This window comes from Amycolatopsis sp. MJM2582 (genome assembly GCF_000754115.1).
Classification (GTDB): domain Bacteria; phylum Actinomycetota; class Actinomycetes; order Mycobacteriales; family Pseudonocardiaceae; genus Amycolatopsis; species Amycolatopsis japonica.
The window spans coordinates 1,868,853-1,892,337 of sequence record NZ_JPLW01000001.1 but is presented as its reverse complement, the minus strand read 5'-3'; the positions used below and the strand labels follow the sequence as shown (position 1 = coordinate 1,892,337).

The 23,485-nt window shown below is 68.7% G+C and carries 21 protein-coding genes; 10 read left to right on the top strand and 11 right to left on the bottom strand.

The window, feature by feature from the left end:
- Positions 1-16 precede the first annotated feature (16 nt).
- Entirely contained in the window at positions 17-1,219 is a 1,203-nt protein-coding gene (locus ED92_RS09310) for an FAD-dependent monooxygenase (RefSeq protein WP_037336276.1), read from the bottom strand.
- 61 nt (positions 1,220-1,280) lie between these two features.
- On the opposite strand from ED92_RS09310, the gene ED92_RS09305 reads away from it, so the two are divergent.
- Positions 1,281-1,589 carry an antibiotic biosynthesis monooxygenase gene (locus ED92_RS09305; RefSeq protein WP_016337748.1) on the top strand — a complete coding sequence of 103 codons (309 nt, stop codon included), beginning with the start codon at positions 1,281-1,283 and terminating at the stop codon, positions 1,587-1,589.
- The gene (locus ED92_RS09300; RefSeq protein ID WP_037335267.1) at positions 1,582-2,394 is read left to right on the top strand and encodes a Sir2 family NAD-dependent protein deacetylase; all 813 of its coding nucleotides are present in this window, start codon (positions 1,582-1,584) and stop codon (positions 2,392-2,394) included. Before ED92_RS09305 ends, ED92_RS09300 begins: the two co-directional genes overlap by 8 nt.
- Here the strand turns inward: ED92_RS09300 and ED92_RS09295 are convergent.
- Both ED92_RS09295 and ED92_RS09290 read right to left on the bottom strand, forming a co-directional pair.
- On the bottom strand, positions 2,387-3,217 hold the full coding sequence (locus tag ED92_RS09295; protein ID WP_037335265.1) for a hypothetical protein: 831 nt from the start codon (positions 3,215-3,217) through the stop codon (positions 2,387-2,389). The genes ED92_RS09300 and ED92_RS09295 overlap by 8 nt on opposite strands.
- Before the next feature lie 25 nt (positions 3,218-3,242).
- Positions 3,243-4,271 (bottom strand): endonuclease/exonuclease/phosphatase family protein, encoded by a 1,029-nt coding sequence (locus tag ED92_RS09290; RefSeq protein WP_037335263.1) that lies wholly within the window; start codon positions 4,269-4,271, stop codon positions 3,243-3,245.
- A gap of 137 nt (positions 4,272-4,408) precedes the next feature.
- Between ED92_RS09290 and ED92_RS09285 the strand changes: the two genes are divergently transcribed.
- Both ED92_RS09285 and ED92_RS09280 read left to right on the top strand, forming a co-directional pair.
- Complete coding sequence (locus ED92_RS09285; RefSeq protein ID WP_037335261.1) at positions 4,409-5,386, top strand: daunorubicin resistance protein DrrA family ABC transporter ATP-binding protein; 978 nt, start codon at positions 4,409-4,411, stop codon at positions 5,384-5,386.
- Positions 5,383-6,180: an ABC transporter permease gene (locus ED92_RS09280; RefSeq protein ID WP_016337752.1), complete on the top strand. Its 798-nt coding sequence runs from the start codon at positions 5,383-5,385 to the stop codon at positions 6,178-6,180. Before ED92_RS09285 ends, ED92_RS09280 begins: the two co-directional genes overlap by 4 nt.
- A 63-nt stretch (positions 6,181-6,243) precedes the next feature.
- Here the strand turns inward: ED92_RS09280 and ED92_RS09275 are convergent, their stop codons facing one another.
- A complete protein-coding gene (locus ED92_RS09275) occupies positions 6,244-9,429 on the bottom strand; it encodes a BTAD domain-containing putative transcriptional regulator (protein ID WP_037335258.1) in 3,186 nt (1,061 codons plus the stop codon).
- 151 nt (positions 9,430-9,580) lie between these two features.
- Here ED92_RS09275 and ED92_RS09270 point away from each other — a divergent pair, with 151 nt between their 5' ends.
- A complete protein-coding gene (locus ED92_RS09270) occupies positions 9,581-10,996 on the top strand; it encodes a M1 family metallopeptidase (protein ID WP_037335256.1) in 1,416 nt (471 codons plus the stop codon).
- 26 nt (positions 10,997-11,022) lie between these two features.
- Positions 11,023-11,658 carry a pyroglutamyl-peptidase I gene (gene pcp / locus ED92_RS09265; RefSeq protein ID WP_037335254.1) on the top strand — a complete coding sequence of 212 codons (636 nt, stop codon included), beginning with the start codon at positions 11,023-11,025 and terminating at the stop codon, positions 11,656-11,658.
- On the opposite strand, the gene ED92_RS09260 is transcribed toward pcp, so the two are convergent.
- From ED92_RS09260 to ED92_RS09245, 4 genes are all read right to left on the bottom strand, one after another.
- Positions 11,659-13,425 carry an Hsp70 family protein gene (locus ED92_RS09260; protein ID WP_037335252.1) on the bottom strand — a complete coding sequence of 589 codons (1,767 nt, stop codon included), beginning with the start codon at positions 13,423-13,425 and terminating at the stop codon, positions 11,659-11,661.
- A 62-nt stretch (positions 13,426-13,487) separates the two neighbouring features.
- Positions 13,488-13,826, bottom strand: a complete 339-nt coding sequence (locus ED92_RS09255; protein WP_037335250.1) for an XRE family transcriptional regulator — start codon at positions 13,824-13,826, stop codon at positions 13,488-13,490.
- Between the two features lies 1 nt (position 13,827).
- Positions 13,828-14,193, bottom strand: coding sequence for a type II toxin-antitoxin system RelE/ParE family toxin (locus ED92_RS09250; protein ID WP_037335247.1), 366 nt, complete (start codon positions 14,191-14,193; stop codon positions 13,828-13,830).
- A 392-nt stretch (positions 14,194-14,585) separates the two neighbouring features.
- The gene (locus ED92_RS09245; RefSeq protein ID WP_016337759.1) at positions 14,586-17,144 is read right to left on the bottom strand and encodes an ATP-dependent Clp protease ATP-binding subunit; all 2,559 of its coding nucleotides are present in this window, start codon (positions 17,142-17,144) and stop codon (positions 14,586-14,588) included.
- Positions 17,145-17,552: 408 nt separating this feature from the next.
- Here ED92_RS09245 and ED92_RS09240 point away from each other — a divergent pair, with 408 nt between their 5' ends.
- Positions 17,553-18,311 carry an iron-sulfur protein gene (locus tag ED92_RS09240; protein WP_369797392.1) on the top strand — a complete coding sequence of 253 codons (759 nt, stop codon included), beginning with the start codon at positions 17,553-17,555 and terminating at the stop codon, positions 18,309-18,311.
- Here the strand turns inward: ED92_RS09240 and ED92_RS09235 are convergent.
- Positions 18,308-18,889 carry a TIGR03086 family metal-binding protein gene (locus tag ED92_RS09235; protein WP_037335243.1) on the bottom strand — a complete coding sequence of 194 codons (582 nt, stop codon included), beginning with the start codon at positions 18,887-18,889 and terminating at the stop codon, positions 18,308-18,310. The genes ED92_RS09240 and ED92_RS09235 overlap by 4 nt on opposite strands.
- Before the next feature lie 66 nt (positions 18,890-18,955).
- On the opposite strand from ED92_RS09235, the gene ED92_RS09230 reads away from it, so the two are divergent.
- Positions 18,956-19,795, top strand: a complete 840-nt coding sequence (locus ED92_RS09230) for an AraC family transcriptional regulator (RefSeq protein ID WP_037335240.1) — start codon at positions 18,956-18,958, stop codon at positions 19,793-19,795.
- A 6-nt stretch (positions 19,796-19,801) separates the two neighbouring features.
- On the opposite strand, the gene ED92_RS09225 is transcribed toward ED92_RS09230, so the two are convergent.
- Both ED92_RS09225 and lysS read right to left on the bottom strand, forming a co-directional pair.
- Entirely contained in the window at positions 19,802-20,155 is a 354-nt protein-coding gene (locus tag ED92_RS09225; RefSeq protein WP_005165380.1) for an Lsr2 family protein, read from the bottom strand.
- Positions 20,156-20,306: 151 nt separating this feature from the next.
- Complete coding sequence (gene lysS, locus ED92_RS09220) at positions 20,307-21,818, bottom strand: lysine--tRNA ligase (RefSeq protein WP_037335237.1); 1,512 nt, start codon at positions 21,816-21,818, stop codon at positions 20,307-20,309.
- A 96-nt stretch (positions 21,819-21,914) separates the two neighbouring features.
- Between lysS and ED92_RS09215 the strand changes: the two genes are divergently transcribed.
- Positions 21,915-22,688 (top strand): class I SAM-dependent methyltransferase, encoded by a 774-nt coding sequence (locus ED92_RS09215; RefSeq protein ID WP_037335235.1) that lies wholly within the window; start codon positions 21,915-21,917, stop codon positions 22,686-22,688.
- Positions 22,685-23,449 (top strand): class I SAM-dependent methyltransferase, encoded by a 765-nt coding sequence (locus ED92_RS09210; RefSeq protein ID WP_037335233.1) that lies wholly within the window; start codon positions 22,685-22,687, stop codon positions 23,447-23,449. The genes ED92_RS09215 and ED92_RS09210 overlap by 4 nt, the downstream gene beginning before the upstream one ends.
- Positions 23,450-23,485 lie beyond the last annotated feature (36 nt).

The following is a 23,485-nucleotide window of genomic DNA, read 5'->3' as shown; positions in this document are numbered from 1 at the left end:
CACCCCGCCCACGCGTTTAGTCCTCTGAATGCGGGGCCGGGTAGTCCGGCAGGTCGATGCCGTTCACGACGTCCCGCATCTTCCGCGAGGCCAGGGCGGCGAACGGTTTCAGCCGCATGACCCGCATCGCCAGGTACCGCATCCGCAACCCCGTCCGCGACTTCGCGAAGATCGACTCCGCGTTCTCCCGCCCCAGCTCCTGGGTCTTCTCGACGAACTCGCGCATGACGGCTTCGTAGCGCTTCAGCCCGGTGTCGAGACCGGCGGCGAGTTCCCCGGCGAGCACGTACGCGCCGACGAACGCCAGGCTCGTGCCCTGCCCGGACAGCGGCGAGGGGCAGAAAGCGGCGTCGCCCAGCAGTCCGACGCGGCCGCGCGACCAGGAGTCCATGACCACCTGGGCGCACGAGTCGAAGTAGAAGTCGGGTGCCTCGTCCATCCGGTCCAGCAGCCAGGGCGCTTCCCACTCCATCCCGGCGGCGAACCGGCGGACCAGCGCCTTCTGCGCCTCGACGTCGCGATAGTCGTAGTCGATTTCCGGCGACGCGAACCCGAAGTACGCCATCGCCTCGTCGCCGTCGCGGACGCCGCGGATCCCGGCGGCCCGGCCGACGTCGTCGTAGCCGACGGCCCAGTTCCGCAGGCCGAGCCGGTTCGGCACGGTGAAGAACGCCAGGTAGGAGCCCAGATGCCGGATGAACCGGGATTCCTCGCCGAAGGCCAGCGCCCGCACGCCCGAATGCAGCCCGTCCGCCCCGATGACCAGGTCGAACGTCGCCCTCGAACCACTCGCGAAGGTGACGTCGACGCCGTCGGCCCGCTCGTCCAGCGCGGTGATCCGGTCGCCGAAGACGTACTCCGTCCGCTCCCTGGTCGCTTCGTAGAGCACTTCGGTCAGGTCGCCGCGGAGGATCTCGATCTCCGCGACGACACCGTCGCCGTCGAAGTCGTCGGCGCGGATGGTGGCCTTCGTGCGGTTCTTCCGGTCGACGAGCGTCTCGCCCTTCGTGTCCGTGCAGGCCGCGCGGATACGTTCGTCGAGCCCCATCCGGCGGGCGACCTCCTTGGCCGTTCCGCGCAGGTCGACGGCCTGGCCGCCGGGACGCAACGACGGCGCGCGCTCCACGACGGTCACCTGGAAGCCGTACCGGGTCAGCCAGAAGGCCAAGGCCGGTCCGGCGACGCTCGCTCCGGAGATGAGGATCTTGGTGTCAGCCATCGCCTGGAAGGTCCCACGCATCACATCGCGGCGCAAAACGATTTCGTCGTAGGGTGGCGGCATGGCTGTCGTGAAGATCAACGCGATCGAGGTACCCGAAGGCGCAGGCCCCGAGCTGGAGAAGCGGTTCGCCGCGCGACTGCACGCCGTCGACAACCAGCCCGGTTTCCTCGGCTTCGAGCTGCTCCGCCCGGTCTCCGGCGAGTCGCGCTACTTCGTCTACACCAAGTGGGAGTCCGAAGAGGCGTACCAGGCGTGGGCGTCCGGCCCGGCGCGTGAGGCGCACGCGGGCGAGCGCGCGAAGCCGGTTTCCACGGGTGCGAACCTGCTGGAATTCGAGGTCGTCCAGGCTTCGAAGCCGGGTGAGTGAACTCGAACGAGCCGCGGAACTGATCGACGGCGCCGGCGCGCTGCTCGTCTGCGCCGGTGCCGGGATGGGCGTCGACTCCGGCCTGCCCGATTTCCGGGGTGACGAAGGGTTCTGGAAGGCGTATCCGCCGTACGAGCGGCTGGGCATCAGCTTCGTCGAACTCGCCGACCCACGGCATTTCGCCGAGGATCCCGAGCTGGCCTGGGGTTTCTACGGCCACCGGCTCGCGCTGTACCGCGCCACCGTCCCGCACGACGGGTTCCGTCTCCTGTCGTCCTGGGGAGCGCGCAAACCGGGCGGCACCCGCGCGTTCACGTCCAATGTGGACGGACAGTTCCAGAAGGCGGGCTATCCGCACGTCGCCGAGGCGCACGGCTCCATCCATCACCTGCAGTGCCTCGAAAGGTGCACCAAGGAGATCTGGTCAGCGGACGACGTCGAGGTCCCGATCGACGAAGACACCATGCGCGCGCGGACCCCGCTGCCGTCCTGCCCGCGCTGCGGCGGTCTCGCCCGGCCCAACATCCTGATGTTCGGCGACTACGACTGGCTCGGGCAGCGCAGCCAGGCCCAGCTCGACGAGCTGAACGCGTGGCGCCGCGCGCATCGCGACCTCGTGGTGGTGGAACTCGGCGCCGGACAGGCCGTGCCGACGGTGCGGCGGTACTCGGAGCTGGCCAGCGCCGCGACCGGCGCCCTGGTGCGGATCAACCCGCGTGAACCCGGGATCCGGCACGGCCGCGGTGTCTCCCTCGCGACCAACGGCCTGGAAACCCTCGAAGCGCTGGACGCCCTGCTCAGCTAGGCCGGATCCACAGGTCGCGGTCGCCCTTCAGCACCACACGCCCGTCGTCGAGGGTCATCGCGGCGATCAGCCGTCCGGCCGGGCAGCCGAGCTCACCCCGCTGCCAGCCTCCCTGCCCGACCCACACCACCGAGCACGACCGATTCGACGTCTTGCCCCGGTTCCACTCGACGCGATCCCCGAACAGCACGGGCTCACCCGCCTTGCCGACGGTCCCGCCGAGGATCCGGCCATCGCCGAGCGAAGCGAGTTCCCAGGCACCGGGCTCGCCGGTCAGGACCAGCGCGCCGGCCGCGGAACCTCCGGCCAGCAGCCATTTCCCGCCCGCCCGCAGCGCGGTGGAGAACCAGACGTCGCTCGCCCGCACCAGCACCTGCGAGACCGTCCAGGTGGCGCCGGCGTCACCGGATGCCCACACCCGGACGTCCCCGCCGAGGGCCGCGGTCACGAGCACCCGGTCGCCGTCGGCGGCGATCGCCGTCGGCGCCCAGTGACCCGGTCTGTCCTGCGGCAACACGATCTCCCGGGTGCCTCCGTCCCCGGACACCCACGCGATCGGGTCCGACCGGCTTTCCCCGGGGAACTCCCGGAAGCCGACGCCGATCACGGTCCGGCCCGCGCGGGTCAGCGCCACCCCGGTCCGGTCGGACCCTGGCCGGAACAGCCGCTGGATCTCGGCGACCGGATCCTGGACACCGAAGGCGTCCGCCTCGCCGGGCCGGGCGGCGAAGCCCAGCGCGCTCTTCGCCTCACTCGGCGGCAACTGCCCCGGGACACAGGCCGCGAGCAGCGACAGCGCGAGCACTCCCCAGAGCTTCCTCATGGGCGGGAAGCCTGCCAGCGGAAGGTCACTTTCCGGGCAGGACGATTTCCGCGTAGACGGCGTCGTGATCGCTGCCGGGCGTCTCCAGCACCTTGAAGTCCGCGATGGCCGTCCGTTTGTCCGCCAGCACATGGTCGATGGCCACCGGCGGCGCGATCCCGTTCGTCCAGGTCCCTTCCAACGCCTTCCCCAGTTCGTCGGCGGCGTCCACGTATCCCCTGGTCAGCAGCTCGCGGAAGAGCGCGTGGTCGAGGCTCGCGTTGAAGTCGCCCGCCAGGATCCGGATGTCGTGCTCGGCGTCGGCGTACGGCAGGTCCTTGGCCTCGGCGACCCACTCGTACCGGTCCCACATCGGTGCCGACGGATGGACCGCGACGACCTCGACGCGGACGCCCTCCCCGAGATCCACGCTCGCGCTGGGCTGTTTGTGATCCGAGTCGCCGCTCAGCTTCAGCGGCGTGAGCGGGTACTTCGACACCAGCCCGGAGCCGAACGCCCACTCGGCCGGATGCAGCACGTGGTACGGCAGGACCTGGAACAACCCGGCCCGGTCCAGCGCGGTGATCGCCTCGGGGGTCAGCTCGGTCAGGCTCAGGACGTCGACCTGGTGTTCCTTCACGTAGCCGACGATCCTGGCGGGATCCGCCTGGCCGCCGAGCATGTTCGACGCCAGCACGCGGACATGCTTGCCGTCGAGCACCTTCTGCTCGTTCGCGAAGGCGCGCGGCAGGACCATGGACGCGATCGTGCAGGTCAGCACCAGTGCGACGACCGCGGTCCACCAGCGGCGCAGCACCAGCGCGAGAACGCCGAGGACGAGCGTCGCGATCCCGGCGTACGGGGTCAGCGCGAGCGCGGCGATCGTGTACGTGTTGCCGTCGTAGCCGACCAGCCGCAGCCCGGTCAGCACCGCGAACGGCACGACCGCCGCGATGAGGAGCCCGCTGACCAGCTTCCGTCCGGTGCCGGGACGGGCCGCCGGGCGAACCGGACGTTCTTCGATCACCATGCCGTCGAGTATGCCGATCGAGCGCGCCGGGGCGGCGGTCTCCACAACACCTTCACAACCTCCTCACACGGCGTCTACCAGCGCTTATCAGTTCCTGACAGCCGCTGCCAGCGCGCTGTGCGCGGTCTGCCAGGCCCGGGGTGCACCTTTGTCCGCGGGGCGAGATCCACAGGAGGAAAGCGATGACTCACGCGATCAGGGCCGAGGGCCTGGTCAAACACTATGGGGAGACGAAGGCGCTCGACGGGGTCGATCTGGAGGTCCCGGCGGGCAAGGTGGTCGGGGTGCTGGGGCCGAACGGCGCGGGGAAGACGACCGCCGTCCGGATCCTGGCCACCTTGATCCGGCCGGACCGCGGCCACGCGAGCGTCTTCGGGTACGACGTCGTCAAGAGCCCGATGGCGGTCCGGAGCATGATCGGGCTGACCGGGCAGTACGCGTCGGTCGACGAGGACCTTTCCGGTACGGAGAACCTCGTCCTGATCGGCAGGCTGCTGGAGTTCTCGAGGGCGGACGCGAAGAAGCGCGCGGCCGAGCTGCTGGAGCGGTTCGAGCTGACCGACGCCGCCGGCCGCGCGATCAAGACCTACTCGGGCGGGATGCGGCGGCGGCTCGACCTCGCCGCGAGCCTGGTCGGCCGTCCCAAGGTGCTGTACCTGGACGAGCCGACCACCGGGCTCGACCCGCACGCCCGCAACGAGGTCTGGGCCGTGGTCCGGACGCTGGTCGCCGACGGCACGACGGTGCTGCTCACCACGCAGTACCTGGAGGAGGCCGACCAGCTGGCCGACACGATCACCGTGTTCGACCACGGGCACGTCGTGGCGAACGGACGGGCCGACGAGCTCAAGCGGCGGACCGGCGGCCAGACGCTGCAGGTTCGGCCGTCCGCGCTCGCCGACCTGGACGCCGTCGAGCGCATCCTGGCCGGGCTCACCGGGGTCCGGCCGAACCGGGACGACGACACCGGGCTGCTCACCGCGCCCGTCGCCGATCCCGTCCTGCTGTCCACTCTGGTCCGCAAGCTGGACGAAGCCGGGATCACCGCGGACGAGCTGGCGCTGCGGCTGCCCAGCCTCGACGAGGTGTTCCTCGCGCTGACCGGCAAGAAGACCGACGAGTCCACAAAGGACGCTACTCCGGAAGGGAGCCTGGTATGACGACCATCGCCGCGCCCGCACCACGGCGCGTTTCACTGTCGAGCAGCACGCGGCACGGGCTTTCCCTCGCCTGGCGCGGAGTGCTGAAGATCCGCAAGAACCCGGAGCAGCTGGCCGACGTCACGCTCGCGCCGATCATCTTCCTGGTCATGTTCGTCTACCTGTTCGGTGGCGCGATCATGGGCAGCACCGAGAGCTACCTCCAGATGATCGTGCCCGGCATCATGGTGTTCAACATCCTGCAGGCCAGCATGACCGTCGGCGTCCAGCTGAACACCGACGTCACCAAGGGCGTGTTCGACCGGTTCCGCGCCATGCCGATCGCCCGGTCCGCGCCGCTGATCGGCGCCGTGCTGGCCGATATCGTGCGGTACCTGGTGTGCCTGGTCGTGCTGATGGTGGTGGCGACGATCATGGGCTACCGGATCCAGACCGGACCCGCCGAGTTCGCGCTGGCGATTCTGCTCGTCATCGCGTTCGCGCTGTCGTTCTGCTGGGCTTCGGTGTTCGTCGGGATGCTGGTGAAGAGCCCGGGCGCGGTGCAGGGCCTGATGTTCGTGGTGCTGATGCCGCTGACCTTCGGCAGCAACGTGTTCGTGGGGACGAGCACGATGCCCGGCTGGCTGAAGGCGTGGGCCGACATCAGCCCGGTGACCCAGATGTCCGACGTCCTGCGCGGGCTGATGAACGGCGGGCCGATCGCCGGACCGCTGACCGGGGCATTGATCTGGATGGCGGCCGCGCTCGCGGTCTTCTTCCCGCTCGCCACATGGGCTTACCGGAAGCGCGTCTGACTCCGGGTCAGGGGGAAACGCGCGTGAAGGGCTCCTCGCCACTGCCGGGCGAGGGGCCCTTCTTCACGCGCCCACTTCCCGCAGGATCCAGGACATCAGGTCGGGGCGGGAAAGCCCGGCATCCTGTGTGAGCAAGGCTTCGTAGCGCTTTTCGCCGAATCGCTCGCGAAGTTCGCCGATCAGGTCCCGGATGGCGGGCTCACCGAGATCCAGCCTGCCGCGCAGCAGTTTCGCCGCGCCGAGCAGCCGGACGGCGGTCTCGGGGTCGCCCTGCCGGAACCGGATCAGGCCGCAGACCTCGACGATCCGCCCGAGGTCGGCGATGTCGCCGCGTTCCGCGGTGGACTTCACGACGACCGCGGCACCGCGCTCCGCCGCGGCCAGATCCCCGGCGGCCAGCCCGATCTCGGTGTCGATGTAGCCGCCGAACTCCTCGCCGAACATGCCCGGCGCCGCGACCGAGGTCATCTTCTCCCGGAACCGGACGGCGGCCTCGCGTGCCTCGTCCACGCGTCCGGCGCGGCAGAGCAGATCGGCCTTGCCCACCAGCACCATCACCGCGAGCTGGGCGTTGCCCGTTTCGTTCGCGTAGCGCTCGGCCTCGATCATCTCGCGCGTCGCCGTGTCCAGGTCGCCCGCCCGCGCGTACTCCGTCGCGAGCCGCCAGCGCTGCTGGATCACGTCGTCCTGCGAACCCAGTTCGAGCGCGAGGGCGAGCCCTCGGCGGTACAGCGCGAGCGCGGCTTCGTGATCGCCGGACATCGAGATGTCGCTCGCCTTCATACCCAGCGCCATCGCGGTGCCCCACCGGTCGCCCAGCGCGAGGAACCCTTCGTAGGCCCGGTCCCTGGCCTGTTCGGCGCCGTCGGGATCACCGTCGTCGGTGAGGACGAAGCTGTGCGCCCACGATCCCGCCGCCCTCGACCACGGATCCTCGCTCGACAGCGCCCGTTCCACCTCGCGGTGCGCGAGCTTCTTGTCCTGCGAGAAGAAGGCCAGCATGGGCAGGCCGATGGCCAGCCCGGCGAACCGGTTGTACGCGCCGGTCCGGACGCATTCGTCGATGAGCGAGCGCACGGCTTCCGGGTCGCCGACGCCGGGCACCATCGTGGTGATCTCGCGCATCGCCTGGAACGCGGCCGCGAAATCATCCTCCAGGCGGTCGCCGAAAGTGAGCACTTCGGCGACGAAGGACTCGACCCGCTCGCTGTCGCCCTTGATCAGCCAATACCAGAACGTGCCGCCGAACAGGTGCATCGCCATGTCGACGTCGTCGGCGTCGATGGCCTGGCGGAGCGCGGTCACGATGTTGCCGTGCTCCACGTCGTAGCGGGAGATCGCGACGAGCTGATCCGCCGTCCGCAGCATCGGCTCCAGCCGCTCGGCTAGCTGCGCGTAGTAGCGGTGATAGGCCTTCCTCAGCCGTTCCCGCTCTTCGGCCTCGTCGAGACGTTCCGCCGCGTAGGCCCGGATGGTCTCCAGCATGCGGTAGCGCGGCTCGCCGTGCTCACCCGCGATCGCGTCCACAATGGACTTCTCGACGAGCGAGCCGAGGACGTACAGGATGTCCTCGACGGGCAGATCGTCGTCGGCGCAGACGCTTTCGACCGCTTCGACCTCGGCACCGCCCCCGAACACCGAAAGCCGTCTGGCGAGCACGCGTTCGGCGTCGTCGAGCAGGTCCCAGCTCCACTCGACCACGGCACGCAGCGTGCGCTGCCTCGGCAGCGCCGTCCGGCTGCCGGAGGTCAGCAGGCGGAACCGGTCGTCGAGACGCTGCGAGATCTGCGCGACGGTCATCGACCGCAGCCGCGCCGCGGCCAGCTCCAGCGCCAGCGGCATCCCGTCCAGCCTGCGGCAGATCTGCGCGACGTCGTCCACTGTGGACTCGTCGAGCCGGAAGTCCGGGCGCACGGCCACCGCCCGGTCGACGAACAGGCGGATCGCGCCCGCCTCCGCCGCTTGGGAGACGGTCGGCGTGCCTTCCGGGACGGACAGCGGACCGAGCGGGCACAACGTCTCGCCGTCGATGGCCAGCGCCTCCCGGCTCGTCGCGAGGACGCGCAAGGTCGGCACCCGCCGCAGCAGGGTGTTCGTCAGCTCCGCCGCCGCGTCGACCAGATGCTCGCAGTTGTCCAGCACCAGCACCGATTCACCGGCGCCGAGCGTCTCCACGACCCTGGCCAGCGCGTCCGCCGGTCGGCGCATCGGATCGCCTGTGTGCGTGAGGCCGAGATCCCACAGCTCCAGCGCCGCGAAGACCGCGCCGGGCAGGTCGCCGGGGTCGCGGACGCCGGCGAGCGGCACGAACCAGACGCGTCCGCGCGCGTGCGCCGGATGCCGCGTCGCGACCTCCGTGGCCAGCCGTGTCTTCCCGGCGCCGCCGGGCCCGACGAGCGTCACGAGCCGCGCGCCGGCGAGGAGTTCGGCGATCAGCTTCAGCTCGTCGTCACGGCCGACGAAACTGGTCAGCCGGACCGGCAGATGATCGGCGGGCGCGGGTGGCGGGCCGAGTTCGCCGCGCAGCGCCGCGAGATGGATCTCCTGGAGTTCGGCCGAGGGGTCGACGCCGAGCTGGTCGGCAAGCGCCGCCCGCACCTCCTCGTAGACCGCGAGGGCGTCGGACTGGCGATCGGCCGCGCACAGCGCCCGAATCCACAGCCCGGCGAGCCGCTCGCGCAGCGGATGGAGGGCGGCGGCCTCCTTGAGATCCGCCAGCACCCGGTCATGCCCGCCGAGCCGGATCTCCGCTTCGAAGCGGTCTTCGGCGGCTTCGAGGCGTAGATCCTCCAGGCGGGTCGCGGGCGCCTGCGCGAAAGGAGCGTCGAGGACGTCGGACAGTGCTTGACCACGCCAGAGCCCGAGCGCCTCGGCGAGGATCGCGGCCGCACCGGCGTCCCGGCCCGCCGCGAGTTCCGCGCGTCCCTCCGCGGCCAGCCGCTCGAAGCGGCATACGTCGACGTCCTCGCGGGCGACGTCCAGCCGGTAACCGCCCGGGCCGGAGTCGAGGGCGACGTCTTCGGCGCGCAGGACCTTGCGCAGCCGCGAGACCAGGGACTGCAGCGCGTTCGCCGCGTCGGCGGGCGGCTCCGCGCCCCAAAGACCGTCGACGAGAGACGTGGCCGGGACGGCGCGGCCGGGCTCCAGCGCGAGCCTGGCCAAGAGCATGCGGAGGCGGGCACCGCCGATGTCGACCGGGGTGCCGTCACCGGCCTCCGCTCCGACCGGGCCCAGCAGCGTCACACGCACGGACCCCAGCTTTCCAGAAGCCGCAAACGCATAGCCCAGTCAGGCGACGGAAGTGGGGATTATCCGGGCACGAAGGAGCTTTCCGGGCGGTAGGGCGAGGTCACGGGGCTACGTTCGAGGCCAAGTCACAGCCGATCGACTGGGAGCGTGAATGAGGTACCGGAGTGCGGCCGTCATCGCCGCCGTTCTGGCCGCGAGTGTCCTCGGCGGCGGGACCGCCCTCGCCGACACCGGGAAACCCGGCGCCGACGGCGCGGGCGACAGCTACTACCCGCAGGACGGCAACGGCGGCTACGACGTCGGCGACTACAACCTGAAAATCGGCTACGAGCCCGCCACCAAACAGCTCACCGGCCTGCAGACGATCACCGGACGGACCACGCAGGCGCTGAGCTCGTTCAACCTCGACCTGCACGGGCTGACCGTCGATTCGGTCAAGGTCAACGGGCGGAAGGCGGCCTTCACCCGCACCGGCGACCACGAACTCGTGATCACCCCGGCGCGTTCGCTGCGGAACCACGAGCGGTTCACCGCCGAAATCGCGTATCACGGTGTCCCGCAGCCGATCGAGGATCCGTCGCTGGGCGAGAACGGCTGGCAGTACGCGAAATCCGGCGGCGCGTTCGTCGCGGGCGAGCCGAAATCCGCGACCACCTGGTACCCGGTCAACGACACCCCGCGTGACAAGGCGACCTTCCACCTCGCCGTCACCGTGCCCTCGGAATGGGGCGTCATCTCGAACGGCCGCGAGCGCGGGCACTTCGCCGACGGGGCGAAGACCACCTACGTCTGGGCCGAAGAGACCCCGGCCGTGCCGTACATGACGACGGTCGCGATCGACAAATGGGAGTTCGAGCGGACGAAGCTGTCCGACGGCACCCCGGTCGTCAACGCCTACGCCCCCGGCACCCCCGCGTCGACCAAGCAGGCCGAAGCGCGGCTGCCGGAGATCATCGACTTCCTGGCGTCGAAGTTCGGGCGCTACCCGGTGGACGCGGCGGGCGGCATCTTCCTCGCCGAGCCGATCGGGTTCTCGCTGGAGACGCTGAGCAGGCCGATCTACTCGGGCGCGGCGGGCAACATCCCGACGATCGTGCACGAGAACGCCCACCAGTGGTGGGGCGACTCGGTCGCCGTCGACAAGTGGAAGGACGTCTGCCTCAACGAATGCTTCGCGTCGTACGCGGAATGGCTGTGGTCCGAGGCGAAGTCGGGCCAGGACCTCAAGGCGCGTTACCTGAACGCCGTGCAGAAGGCGACGGACCGGTTCTGGGCCGGGAAGCTGTACGACATGGGGCCCGGCAACGAATTCACCTACGTGTACTCGAAGGGCCCGGTGGCGTTGCACGCGTTGAAGAACTACATCGGCGCGGCGCCGTTCGACCGCATCCTCAAGACGTGGCCCGCCATCCACCGCGACGGCAACGCGAGCCTGCCGGAGTTCCAGAAGTTCGCCGAGCGCGTCGCGCACAAGAACCTCCAGGGCTTCTTCGACGCGTGGTTCTACGGCAACACCAAGCCGGCGCCCGAGTACCTGTACCCGGGGGACCTCAAGCCCGCCGCCTGAGGTGCGTCACACGTTAGGGTGAGGGCATGACGTCTGTGCTCCTCACCGGTTTCGAACCGTTCGGCGGTGAGCGGGTGAATCCGTCGTGGCAGGCGGTTTCCCTGCTCACCGGCCGTCGGCACGACACCGTGGCCGTCGAACTGCCGTGCGTCTTCTCGCGTTCGCTGGTCACCTTGCGCGACGCGATCGACGAGTACCGCCCGGAGCTGGTGATCTGCGTCGGCCAGGCGGGCGGCCGCCCCGACGTCACCCCGGAGCGGGTCGCGATCAACCTGATCGACGCCCGCATCCCGGACAACGCGGGCTCGCAGCCCGTCGACGTCCCGGTGATCCCCGGCGGGCCCAACGCGTACTTCACCACCTTGCCGGTGAAGGCCTGTGTCACGGGGATCAAGGACGCGGGGTTGCCGGCGTCGGTCTCGCACACCGCCGGGACGTACGTGTGCAACCAGGTCTTCTACGGCCTGATGCACTTGCTGGACAACGACTTCCCCGGGGTGCGCGGCGGTTTCGTGCACGTGCCGTACACCCCGGAGCAGGCCGCGCGGACCACCGCGCCGAGCCTGGCCGTGCACCGTGCCGCCGAGGCGCTGGAGATCATCGTGGACACCGCGCTTTCGGTGACCGAAGACCTTTCGACGCCCGCGGGCACCCTGCACTGATCAAGGTTTGAGCTGTGCGGTGAAGAACTCGACCATTTCCGCGGTCGTCCGCGCGGTGCCGTCGCTGCGGGTCGAGACGAGCATCGCGCTCAATGGCGCGTCTTCGGTCCCGAAGAGCACGATGCCGCTTCGCGCGCCTACGCCCGCCACGTAGCGCCCTCGGAGGCCGTCAGCCGCCCAGGTGCCCTCCGCGGGCTTGCCCTTGGTCATCCGCTGCCGGACGCCGTCCTCCAGGCCGGTCATCGCGACGCCCTGGTAGTAGTTGATCGCGTTCGATCCTTTGGCGTCCTTGAACACGCAGGTGACCGCCGACGACGCGCCCACCGTTGCGGCCGCGTCCGGCGCGTCCCGGCATTCGTCCCGCTGCGGGATGACGGCGGCGATCCGGCGGAGACAGTCCGTGAACCCCTGCGCGTCCTTCGTCCCGGGCTGATCGCAGCTCACCGGTTTCGCGGGGGCCGGTCCGGCGACCGGCTCGTCCTCGCCGCCGGTGAGCAGGACGATCGTCGTCACGATCGCCGCGAGGGCGAGCGCGACGACGCCGTAGGTCGTGGGTTTCTGCCAGTTCCGGCCGGGCGGTGGCTGCGGCGGTGTCCAGCGCGGCGGCTGCGGACGCCGCACAGGCGGGGGTTGTTGCTGCACCTGCTGCTGGACGGGCTGTGGCCGCACCGGCGCGAAAGCGGGCACGGTCAGCTGGGAATCCTCGCCACCGGCGGGCACGTGATGCAGCCCGAATGCGACCGCCGTCTCCGGCTGGTCCTGCGTGGTCGGCGCGATCCGGAGCTGGTTCGCCAGCAGGCTCGCCAGCAACGGCATCCGGCTCGGCCCGCCGACGAGGTAGACGCCGCCGAGCCGGTCCGGGGTCAGCCCGGCGCGATGGATCGTGGTGGCCAGGAGTTCGCCGCTGCGCAGGAAACTCGGCCGGACGAGCGCTTCGAGCTCCATCCGCGTCACCCGCACGTCGCCGAAGGGCTCCGGCATCGGGATCTCGGTCTGCTGGTGGCGGGACAGGCTTTCCTTGGCGTCACGGACATCCTGCAGCAACGACCGGCGCGTCCGGCGGTCGCTGACCGACTGCGGGCGCAGGATCCGTTGCCAGTGCGCGGGATCGGAATGCGACACCTCGCGGCCGATGTGCACCAGCAGCGCCTGGTCGATGTCGAGACTGCCGAGATCGGGCAGCCCGTCCTCGGCGAGCACGGCGAACCCCTGCGCGCTCACGCCGACGACGGCGCAGTCGAAGGTGCCGGCCCCGAGGTCGTACACCGCGATCGGACCGGGCGGGCGCCTGCCGTTGTTGAGCGAGGCGTAATGCGCGGCGGCCGCGACCGGCTCGGGAATCAGCACCGTGGTGGGAAATCCGGCCTTGAGGGCGGCGTCGCGGAGGATCTGTTTGCGATCCGGGCCCCAGCCGGCGGGATGCGAAATGCGCACCTGCGCGGGCATCCGCTGAAGGAGCAGCTCGGCCTCTTCGCCGACCCGGCGCAGGACCGCGGCGAACGCGTCGGCGATGGGAAGCGAGAGGTCACCGAGCTGAAGGGCGCCCTCGTCGATGCGCCGCTTCGGATTCGCCTCGAACCGGCTCGGATCCAGCCGGGCCCGGCGTTCGGCGTCCCGGCCGACGAAGACCGTGCCGTCCTTGTCGGCGTAGATCGCGGACGACATCGTCACCGACCCGTCGATCTCGACGACCTGCGTCCCTCTGCCGTGGATCGAAAGCACCCCCACCGTGCTGGAGGTACCGAAATCGATCGCCAGAACGTCCACCTGACCCCCTCCCGGACCCGAAGGGCATCGTCTCACGCGAAGATCGGGAGACCGGGGCGGGTTCAGACGGCGGTGGAAATGGTGACGTCGTGATCGTCGAAATCGGCGACCACGCGCATCCGGCCGCCCAAGGCGCCGATGTACCTGCGGAGCGTGTCCAATTCCATCTGGCTCGGATCACCCTGCTCGAGCTGGCTGATCCGCGGCTGGCTGACACCCATCCGCTTGGCGACCTCGGCCTGGCTCAGTCCGACGTCCTCACGCAGTCGCGACAGCCGGAAGCCGAGAACGTACGCCTGAGTGGCTTCTCGCGCCTCGGCCCGTGCGGCTTCGACGTCGCGGCCGGCGTCACGGTCCGCGGCGAGCTTTTCGGCCTTGACCTCTTTCCAGGACCGACCCATTTCAGCCTTCCTCCATCGCGTCGAGATGGTGCCGGTATCGCTCCTCCGCGATCGGGATGTTGATGTCGTACCACCGTTTCCAGTTTCCGGCCTTGTCACCGGCCACCAGGAGCACGGCCCTGCGCACCGGATCGAAGACGAACAAGATCCTGATCTCGGTATGCCCGGCCGACGCCGGGCGTAACTCTTTCAAGTTGTGTCTTCGCGATCCGCTGATCCGGTCGACCAGCGGCCGCCCGAGCCGGGGGCCTTCACGAGCCAGCATGTCGATCGCCTCTTCGACCCGGTCGGCCGTACGCGGTTCTTCCCGACACAGCGCCGCGAACCAGCGATCCACTTCCTCGTGAAGTTCGATCTCCCACTGCATCAGCCGACCATAATGTAGACCTTATATCGGTCGAGGCTCGAAGACCAGAGTTCCCACGAAGGCGCGCTTCCGCCTCGGGGCCTTCCGCAACCGCAAGGACCCCACCCGAGTTCCGCCTCCAATCACGCGAGTCACGGCCCCAATCACGTGAGTCCCGCGCCCAATCACACGTGTCGTCCGCCCAATCACGCGTGTCGTCCATCCGCACACGAATGGCGTCCGTACGGAAACACGTGACTCACGTGACGGAACACGGAACTCGCGTGATTGGACGGCGAACTCGCGTGATTGAAGGCGGAACACGCGTGATTGGGCGGACGACACACCGCACCGAAAACGCGGAAGTGCCCGCCGCGGCGAACCGCGACGGGCACTTCCGGAGCAGAGAGGCGTTACTCGCCCTCGGCTTCACCGTTCTCTTCGGTCGAGCCGGCACCGATGCTCACCGGCGGGGCGTCCGGGACCGACGAGGGACGGGCTTCGCCACGGAAGACGAAGTGCGCCTTGTCGTCCTTCTCGCCCTCTTCGTCGTTCCAGCCTTCGACGTCGACCAGGATGATCTGGCCGGGCTGGACCTCGCCGAACAGGATCTTCTCCGACAGCTGGTCCTCGATCTCGCGCTGGATCGTGCGACGCAGCGGCCGCGCGCCCAGCACCGGGTCGAAGCCGCGCTTGGCGAGCAGCGACTTGGCCTTGGGCGTGAGCTCCAGCTCCATGTCCTTGGCCTTGAGCTGCGTCTCGACCCGGGCGATCATCAGATCGACCATCTCGATGATCTGTTCCTTGGTCAGCTGGTGGAAGACGATGATGTCGTCGATCCGGTTCAGGAACTCCGGCCGGAAATGCTTCTTCATCTCCTCGTTGACCTTTTGCTTCATCTTCTCGTACCGGTTGGTGCTGTCACCGCCGGACGAGAACCCGAGCGAAACGGACTTGGAGATGTCCGAGGTACCCAGGTTCGACGTGAAGATGAGCACGGTGTTCTTGAAGTCGACCGTACGACCCTGACCGTCGGTGAGACGGCCGTCTTCGAGGACCTGCAGGAGCGTGTTGTAGATCTCCTGGTGGGCCTTCTCGATCTCGTCGAACAGCACCACCGAGAACGGCTTGCGCCGCACCTTCTCGGTCAGCTGGCCGCCCTCTTCGTAGCCGACGTAGCCCGGAGGGGCACCGAAGAGCCGCGAAGCGGTGTAGCGGTCGTGGAACTCACCCATGTCGATCTGGATGAGCGCGTCGTCCTCGCCGAACAGGAACGCCGCGAGCGCCTTGGACAGCTCGGTCTTACCGACACCGGACGGGCCGGCGAAGATGAACGAACCGGAGGGGCGCTTCGGGTCCTTCAGGCCGGCACGGGTGCGGCGGATCGCCTGGGAGACGGCCTTGACCGCGTCCTCCTGGCCGATGATCCGCTTGTGCAGCTCCTCCTCCATGCGGAGCAGACGCGTGGTCTCCTCCTCGGTGAGCTTGAACACCGGGATACCGGTCCAGTTGGCGAGGACCTCGGCGATCTGCTCCTCGTCGACCTCGGCGACGACGTCGAGGTCGCCGTCCTTCCACTGCTTCTCCCGCTCGCCCTTCTGGCCGAGGAGGGTCTTCTCCTCGTCACGGAGGCGGGCGGCGCGCTCGAAGTCCTGCGCGTCTATCGCGGACTCCTTGTCCCGGCGCACGTCGGCGATCTTCTCGTCGAACTCGCGCAGGTCCGGCGGCGCGGTCATGCGGCGGATGCGCATCCGGGCGCCGGCCTCGTCGATCAGGTCGATCGCCTTGTCCGGCAGGAAGCGGTCGTTGATGTAGCGGTCCGCGAGGGTGGCCGCCTGCACCAGCGCGCCGTCGGTGATCGAGACGCGGTGGTGCGCCTCGTACCGGTCACGCAGACCCTTCAGGATCTCGATCGTGTGCTCGAGCGACGGCTCGCCGACCTGGATCGGCTGGAAGCGGCGCTCCAGCGCGGCGTCCTTCTCGATGTACTTGCGGTACTCCTCGAGCGTGGTCGCGCCGATCGTCTGCAGCTCACCACGGGCCAGCATCGGCTTCAGGATCGACGCGGCGTCGATCGCGCCCTCGGCGGCACCCGCGCCGACGAGCGTGTGCAGCTCGTCGATGAACAGGATGATGTCGCCGCGGGTCTTGATCTCCTTGAGCACCTTCTTCAGGCGCTCTTCGAAGTCACCGCGGTACCGGGAACCGGCGACCAGGGAGCCGAGGTCGAGGGTGTAGAGCTGCTTGTCCTTCAGCGTCTCCGGGACCTCGCCCTTGACGATGTTCTGCGCGAGCCCTTCGACGACGGCGGTCTTGCCGACGCCGGGCTCGCCGATGAGGACCGGGTTGTTCTTGGTGCGCCGCGACAGCACCTGCATGACCCGCTCGATCTCTTTGCCCCGGCCGATGACCGGGTCGAGCTTGCCTTCGCGGGCCTGCACGGTCAGGTTGCGGCCGAACTGGTCGAGCACCAGCGACGACGACGGGGTGCCTTCACCGCGTCCGGAGCCGGTCTCGGTCGACTCCTTGCCACCCTGGTAGCCCGACAGCAGCTGCAAGACCTGCTGACGCACCCGGTTGAGGTCCGCGCCGAGCTTGACGAGCACCTGTGCGGCGACGCCTTCACCCTCGCGGATCAGCCCGAGCAGGATGTGCTCGGTGCCGATGTAGTTGTGGCCGAGCTGCAGCGCTTCGCGCAGCGACAGCTCAAGCACCTTCTTGGCCCGCGGGGTGAAGGGGATGTGCCCGCTCGGGGCCTGCTGCCCCTGGCCGATGATCTCCTCGACCTGCTGGCGGACGCCCTCCAGCGCGATGCCCAGCGATTCCAGCGCCTTGGCGGCGACACCTTCACCCTCGTGGATCAGACCCAGGAGGATGTGCTCGGTGCCGATGTAGTTGTGGTTGAGCATCCTGGCCTCTTCTTGGGCCAGGACGACCACCCGCCTCGCGCGGTCGGTGAACCTCTCAAACATGTGCACTCCCTCGACTGCTGCGACGGCGGCCCGTTTCCATCGTGCTTTCACCGCGATGGATTCAGCACCGTGAGACCACTCTAGTAGCCATGCGGTCGCGCTGGCGTACCACTACGGCTGATTGCGGCCCGTTCGCGCCCCGGCCGTTCTCCGGCCGTGCGCTCTTTCATCTTCCGGTTGCCCTGCACCTTTACGTCAAGCCCAACGTGCGAACACGCGTCCGGATTCCGCCGGACGAGGGTTGTCCGCTGAGCGCGAACACAGGCTCCGCCCAGTGGATGGACACCCGTCCGGAGTAGTCACGGACGGTATGTAAGGTTAGGCGTACCTAATGACGGGAGGCCCGGTGTGTCGTATCCCCGCACGCTCGCGTCGCGCGAGGACGGGCTCCGCGCCTCCCTGTCGAGGATGCCCGAAGACGCCCGGCTCCGCGCGGACGTGCCGGAGGACGAGCCGGGCTGGGTCCGCTGCGGCGACCTGCTCCGCGAACCGGCCCGTCTCCTGCGCTGGCGGGAGCGGCTCACCGGCTGGCTCGCCGAGACGTATCGGGAAGCCCCTGTGATCCCCGAGCGGACCCCGGCGAGCTGGATCCTGTCCTGGTACCTGCACGTCCCGGCCCTCGCTGGCGCGATGCTGCTTCATCACGAGCGCCGCGTCCCGTCGCTGACGCCGTCCGCGCTGGCGTTCCGGATCGGCGCCGACCGGCCCCACCCGGACTCGGTGGCCGTTCTCGGCGACGGCTTCCACTGCCTGCCGACCGACGCGGGTTCGGCGCATCCGAGGGCCGTCGTGGTCCCGGACGAGCGGGCGCTCGCGACCGTCCTGCGGGTCCGGTACGTCGCGCACGCGAGCCGGTTCATCGACGTCTACGGGCCGCTGACGAGGCTCGGGCGGCGCCAGTTGTGGGCCGCCGCCACGGACGCGCTCGACAACGCGCTGTGGTCGGCGGGGCGGCTGGGCGGGACTCCGGAGGCCGAGGGCGCCGGGGTCGCGGACGCCGCCCTGGTCCTCGAAACGCGGTTCCCGCCGCTGACGTCCGCGTCGAAGCTGACCCTGACATCGGGAGCCGACGGACGCCGCGAGTGGACGCGAAACCGCGAAGGCTGCTGTTACAACTATCTGCTTCCCGCGGAATCGGAATGCGGCGGTTGCCCGCGGGTCCGTTAAGGGAGCCAGCCGGGGTTTCGCCCTGTCGCACCCAAAGCGCGTTCGAACGTCGTCGCGCCTTCCGCGACGGGCACTTCTTCCCCGTACACCTTCATCGCCCGGGCCTGTTCGCCCATCGCCACGGCGGACGCCAAGACCGCCTCGGCTGCTTCGAGTGAGACGTCGAGCGAGCGGCCGGTCGCCTTCGCCAGGTCCCAGCCGTGGAAGACGAACTCACCGAGCACCATGTCGCCGACGAACGAGGACGGCATTTCCGCCGTGCCGAGCGCCGTCGTGCCCTGCCACGCTTCGGATGTCCCGAAGACGTCCACGAGCCGCGCGGTCTGTTTCTCGATGGCGCTGAGCCATTCGCCGTCGACGAGGCCCGCTTCGGCCTCACCGACGGACACCTCGGGCGGTGCCGTCTTGCTCCCGGCGGCTTCGAGCCAAGGGCCCCAGTAGAGAAGGTGGTTCAGCAACGCGCGGACGTCGTACTCGGCACACGGCGTGCGGGCGGAGAGGTCGGTTTCGCCGATCCCGCGCAGGATTCCGGTGAACTCCGCGGCGGCGGGGGCGATCAGGGCGGCGTGTTCGGACATGAGGCCATGAGTTCACGAGGACCCGTGCGCTGTCTTGAAGAAACGCGACAAGGTTAGGTTGATCCGGTGAGCGGGCACCGGATCCCGGCGGGGATCGTCAACGCGCGGGCGGCGAAGTTCAGCCTCGTCCGGCATCCGCCCTCGCCGGAACTGCGCCCGTACGTCGACCATCACTGGGTGCTGCGGTGGGATCTGCGCGGCAGACCGGGCGCGGAACAGGTGGTTTTGCCCAATCTGGCGGTGAACGTCACGTTCTTCCGTCTCGCGGCCGGCGCGTTCGGGCCGGGGAAACGGCCTTTCCGCTACCTCGTCGAGGGCACGGACCACGGTATCGGCGTGCGATTCCGTCCCGGGGCATTCCGGGCATTCCTCGGCGGTCCGGTCTCGATGATCTCCGGCGGTTCCGTTCCGCTCACCGATCTCTTCCCCGGCGACGGCGGAGTGACGGAATCGGTACGGAATGCGACGGACGACTTCGAAATGGTCCGTGTCGCGGAGGAACTGCTCCTCGCGAAACACCCCGTGCTCACCGCCGCGGCCGCGGCGGCCATCGAAGCGGTGGAAACAATCGCGGCCGAGCCGTCCATTACCCGGGTCGCCGAGCTGTCAAGCCGGACGGGCCTGTCTCAACGAAGCCTGCAACGCCTGTTCGCCGAACATGTCGGTACCGCCCCCAAATGGGCGATTCAGGTATACCGATTGAACGAAGCGGCGGCACGGATCGCGGCCGAGGAACGGCCGGACTACGCGGAACTGGCGTTCACGCTGGGCTATAGCGACCAGGCGCACTTCACCCGGGATTTCCGCTCCGTGACCGGATGGGCGCCCACCGAGTACGCCCGCTTGAACCGTGTACAAGAACAAGAAAGCCGCCGGGAAAAGTTTCCCGGCGGCCGTCTGGTCTGAAAGACCTCAGTTCTTCTTGTGGTAGGCCTCCACGACCTCGGACGGGATACGCCCACGGTCGGAAACCTGGAAGCCGTTCTTGCGGGCCCAGGCGCGAATGGCCTGGTTCTGCTCGCGGTCCACGGTCGCGGGACGGGCGGCGGCCTTCACGCCGGCGACCGGACGAATGGCGGTGCGCTTACGGCCACCCGCGCGACGGGCGTGCTCCACATACTGGGCCAGCGCGTCACGAAGCTCTTCCGCGTTTTCCGCGGAAAGGTCGATCTGGTAGCTCACACCGTCCAAACCGAACTCGACGGTCTCTTCCGCCTCAGTGCCGTCGAGGTCGTCGACGAGCGAGACGAGCACCTTCTGTGCCATCTGTTTCCTCCTGCTGGGGGCTTACACGAATGATCTGGTACGGGGCATGCCCCGGACAGAAGACTTTGTCTAGCGACATTAATACCCGCTACCGACTCATAACGCAAATCTTGTTTACGAGAACGATCGAGGTATCTGTCACGCGGACGGGTTATTCGGGTCGGACGAGCGGGAACAGGATGGTCTCCCGGATACCAAGGCCGGTCAGCGCCATCAGCAACCGGTCGATCCCCATTCCGACACCACCGCTCGGCGGCATTCCGTACTCCAGCGCGCGGAGGAAATCCTCATCCAGGTTCATGGCCTCACTATCACCCTGCGCACCCAGCCGAGCCTGTTCCACCAGACGCTGACGCTCCACCACGGGATCGACCAGCTCGGAGTATCCGGTGGCCAGTTCGAATCCGCGCACGTACAGATCCCACTTCTCCGCGACCCCCGGCTTGCTGCGATGTTGCCTGGTCAGCGGGGATGTCTCGACCGGAAAATCACGGACAAAAGTGGGTTCGTGGAGATGATCGCCGACGAGATGTTCCCAAAGTTCTTCGACGAGTTTGCCGTGACCTAACTTAGGGTCGAGCTCCAGCTCTCGCGCTTCGGCATAGGAACGCAGCTTGTCCGCCGATGTCTCGGGAGTGACCTCTTCCGACAACGCCTCGGACAACGACTCGTACATTCCGAGCGTGGTCCACTCGCCGGACAGGTCGTACTCCGAACCGTCGGCGAGAGTGACCACCTGAGTACCGAGAACGTTCTGTGCCGCCTCCTGGATGAGCTGCCGCGTCATCACCGCGTTGGAGTCATAGGTCGCATACGCTTCGTAGTACTCGAGCATGGCGAACTCCGGCGAGTGCGAGGAGTCGCTGCCCTCGTTCCGGAAGTTCCGGTTGATCTCGAAGACCTTCTCGATACCGCCGACCACGCAACGCTTGAGGTACAGCTCCGGCGCGATCCTCAGGTACAGATCGAGGTCGAAGGCATTCGAATGCGTGACGAATGGCCGCGCCGCGGCGCCGCCGTGCAGCGTTTGCAGCATCGGGGTCTCGACCTCGAGGAATCCCCGGCCGTGAAACGAGTCACGCAGGGAACGCAGCACACCGGCGCGGGTACGGACCACGTCCCGCGCCTTGGGACGCACGATCAGATCGACATAACGCTGCCGGATCCGCGTTTCCTCGGCCAGGTCTTTGTGCGCCACGGGCAACGGGCGCAATGCTTTCGACGTGATGCGCCACGAGTCGGCCATCACGGAAAGCTCACCGCGCTTGGAGGTGATGACCTCACCGGAGACGAATACGTGATCACCGAGATCGACATCGGACTTCCACGCCGCGAGCGCGTCCTCGCCCACCTTCGCGAGGCTGAGCATCGCCTGCAACTCGGTGCCGTCGCCTTCACGAAGACTCGCGAAACACAGTTTGCCGGTATTGCGCATGAACATGACCCGGCCGGTGATACCGACGATGTCGCCGGTGGCGGTGTCGACAGGAAGACCGGAATGCTTCGCGCGCACTTCGGCCAGCGAGTGCGTCCGGGGCACCTCGACCGGATACGGATCGATACCCTCCGCGATTATCCGGTCGCGCTTGTCCCGGCGCACCCGCATCTGTTCCGGCAGGTCTTCGTCGGGGCTCACGCCCTCGGATGCGGGGATTTCAGTCATGGCGCACAGCGTACGAACCCGCCGGTTCCCTACGCCAACCGGATTACCTTTTCCGGGTCCGGACCGGCCGGTTTTCTCTCCATTAACCTTGAGCGCGTGAACTCATCCACTCCCGGCATCGAACCCGAACTGCACGCCCGCCGCGCCGCCTCGTTCGGCGCGAAGGCCGCCGACTATGCCGCGCATCGGCCGGACTATCCGGAAAAGGCACTGGCCTGGGGGCTGGCCGGCGCGGCGGGAGCCCCGGAGCGGGTCCTGGACCTGGCGGCCGGGACCGGCAAGGTCAGCGAAGGACTACTGGCGCTGGGCGTCGCGGTGACCGCCGTCGAGCCGGACGAGAAGATGCTCGCCGAGCTCACCAGGACACTTCCCGCCGTGACCCCGCTCATCGGGACCGCCGAGGAGATCCCGCTGCCGGACGGAGCCGTGGACGCCGTGGTGGTGGGCCAGGCCGTCCACTGGTTCGATCTCGACCGGGCCTATCCGGAGATGGCCAGGGTGCTGAGGCCGGGCGGAGTCGTTGCGGCGCTGTGGAACCACGACGACGAGTCGGCGGGCTGGCTGGCGGAGTTGAACGCCCTGATCAAGACGTCGATGAGCAGGCGCTGGCTGAGCGACTACGAATCGCTGCCGCGACACGAGGCCTTCGAGCCGTTCGAGAAGAAGACGTTCGGTCACAAACAACCCAGGACGGCGGAAACCCTCGTGGCCACCCTCGCGACCCATTCGCACATCCTGGTGGCCCCGGCGGAGGAACGCGAAGCCAAACTCCGCACGGCGCGGGAATTCCTCGACCGGAATCCGGAAACCGCGTCAGGGGAATTCGATCTGCCGATCACCACCACCGTCTTCCGGGCGCGTAAGCGATGACCGACTGGAAGGCCGCGTTCACGACGACGTTCGGCGCCCCCGCGTCGGCGGTGTCCGCGCGGATCTGGGCGGAGGTCTACGGTGACGAGTACCCCGCCGAGCTGGACACCTACAGCTTCGTGACCCGGACCGACCTGCGCCGCATCGCGGCCGAAGCGCAGCTGGAGCCCGGTGGCCGGCTCGCCGACATCGGCTGCGGGCGCGGCGGTCCCGGGCTTTGGGTCGCCGCGCGCACGTACGCGACGCTCACCGGCATCGACATCGCGGCGACGGCACTGGCGTCGGCACGGCGCCGAGCCGAAGCGATGGACGTCGAGGCGACCGAGTTCCGGGTCGGCGACTTCGAGGACACCGGGCTGGAGGACGCGTCGTTCGACGCGGTGATGAGCGTCGACGCGCTGCTGTTCGCGCCCGACAAGCGGCGCGCCTGCGAGGAGTTCGCGCGGATCCTCGCGCCGGGTGGGCGGCTGCTTGTCACCACCTGGGACTTCGACGGGCAGCCGGTGAACCGGCCGCCCCAGGTCGCCGACCACCGGCCGCTGCTGGAGGCCGCCGGCTTCGACGTCCTCACCTACGAGGAGACGCCGGACTGGCGGGCGCGGCAGCGGCGGACCATGGAGCTTTCGCTCGAACGTCTGGAGGAGCTGGCGGCGGAATCGGGCGACGATCCTTCGCGGCTCCGGGCGAGCCTCGAACAGACGCTGCGGAACCAGGACCTGATGACGCGGCGGGTGCTGATGATCGCCTCCCGCCGCGTTTAGTCCTCTAAACGCGGTAGTTGCCCGCGCAAGGACCGC

Bases quoted from the DNA above. Each gene is read 5' to 3' on its own strand.
- ED92_RS09310 (WP_037336276.1), bottom strand. From the start codon at position 1,219: ATGGCTGACACCAAGATCCTCATCTCCGGAGCGAGCGTCGCCGGACCG.
- ED92_RS09305 (WP_016337748.1), top strand. From the start codon at position 1,281: ATGGCTGTCGTGAAGATCAACGCGATCGAGGTACCCGAAGGCGCAGGC.
- ED92_RS09295 (WP_037335265.1), bottom strand. From the start codon at position 3,217: ATGAGGAAGCTCTGGGGAGTGCTCGCGCTGTCGCTGCTCGCGGCCTGT.
- ED92_RS09285 (WP_037335261.1), top strand. From the start codon at position 4,409: ATGACTCACGCGATCAGGGCCGAGGGCCTGGTCAAACACTATGGGGAG.
- ED92_RS09280 (WP_016337752.1), top strand. From the start codon at position 5,383: ATGACGACCATCGCCGCGCCCGCACCACGGCGCGTTTCACTGTCGAGC.
- ED92_RS09270 (WP_037335256.1), top strand. From the start codon at position 9,581: ATGAGGTACCGGAGTGCGGCCGTCATCGCCGCCGTTCTGGCCGCGAGT.
- pcp (WP_037335254.1), top strand. From the start codon at position 11,023: ATGACGTCTGTGCTCCTCACCGGTTTCGAACCGTTCGGCGGTGAGCGG.
- ED92_RS09255 (WP_037335250.1), bottom strand. From the start codon at position 13,826: ATGGGTCGGTCCTGGAAAGAGGTCAAGGCCGAAAAGCTCGCCGCGGAC.
- ED92_RS09250 (WP_037335247.1), bottom strand. From the start codon at position 14,193: ATGCAGTGGGAGATCGAACTTCACGAGGAAGTGGATCGCTGGTTCGCG.
- ED92_RS09245 (WP_016337759.1), bottom strand. From the start codon at position 17,144: ATGTTTGAGAGGTTCACCGACCGCGCGAGGCGGGTGGTCGTCCTGGCC.
- ED92_RS09240 (WP_369797392.1), top strand. From the start codon at position 17,553: ATGCCCGAAGACGCCCGGCTCCGCGCGGACGTGCCGGAGGACGAGCCG.
- ED92_RS09235 (WP_037335243.1), bottom strand. From the start codon at position 18,889: ATGTCCGAACACGCCGCCCTGATCGCCCCCGCCGCCGCGGAGTTCACC.
- ED92_RS09225 (WP_005165380.1), bottom strand. From the start codon at position 20,155: ATGGCACAGAAGGTGCTCGTCTCGCTCGTCGACGACCTCGACGGCACT.
- lysS (WP_037335237.1), bottom strand. From the start codon at position 21,818: ATGACTGAAATCCCCGCATCCGAGGGCGTGAGCCCCGACGAAGACCTG.
- ED92_RS09210 (WP_037335233.1), top strand. From the start codon at position 22,685: ATGACCGACTGGAAGGCCGCGTTCACGACGACGTTCGGCGCCCCCGCG.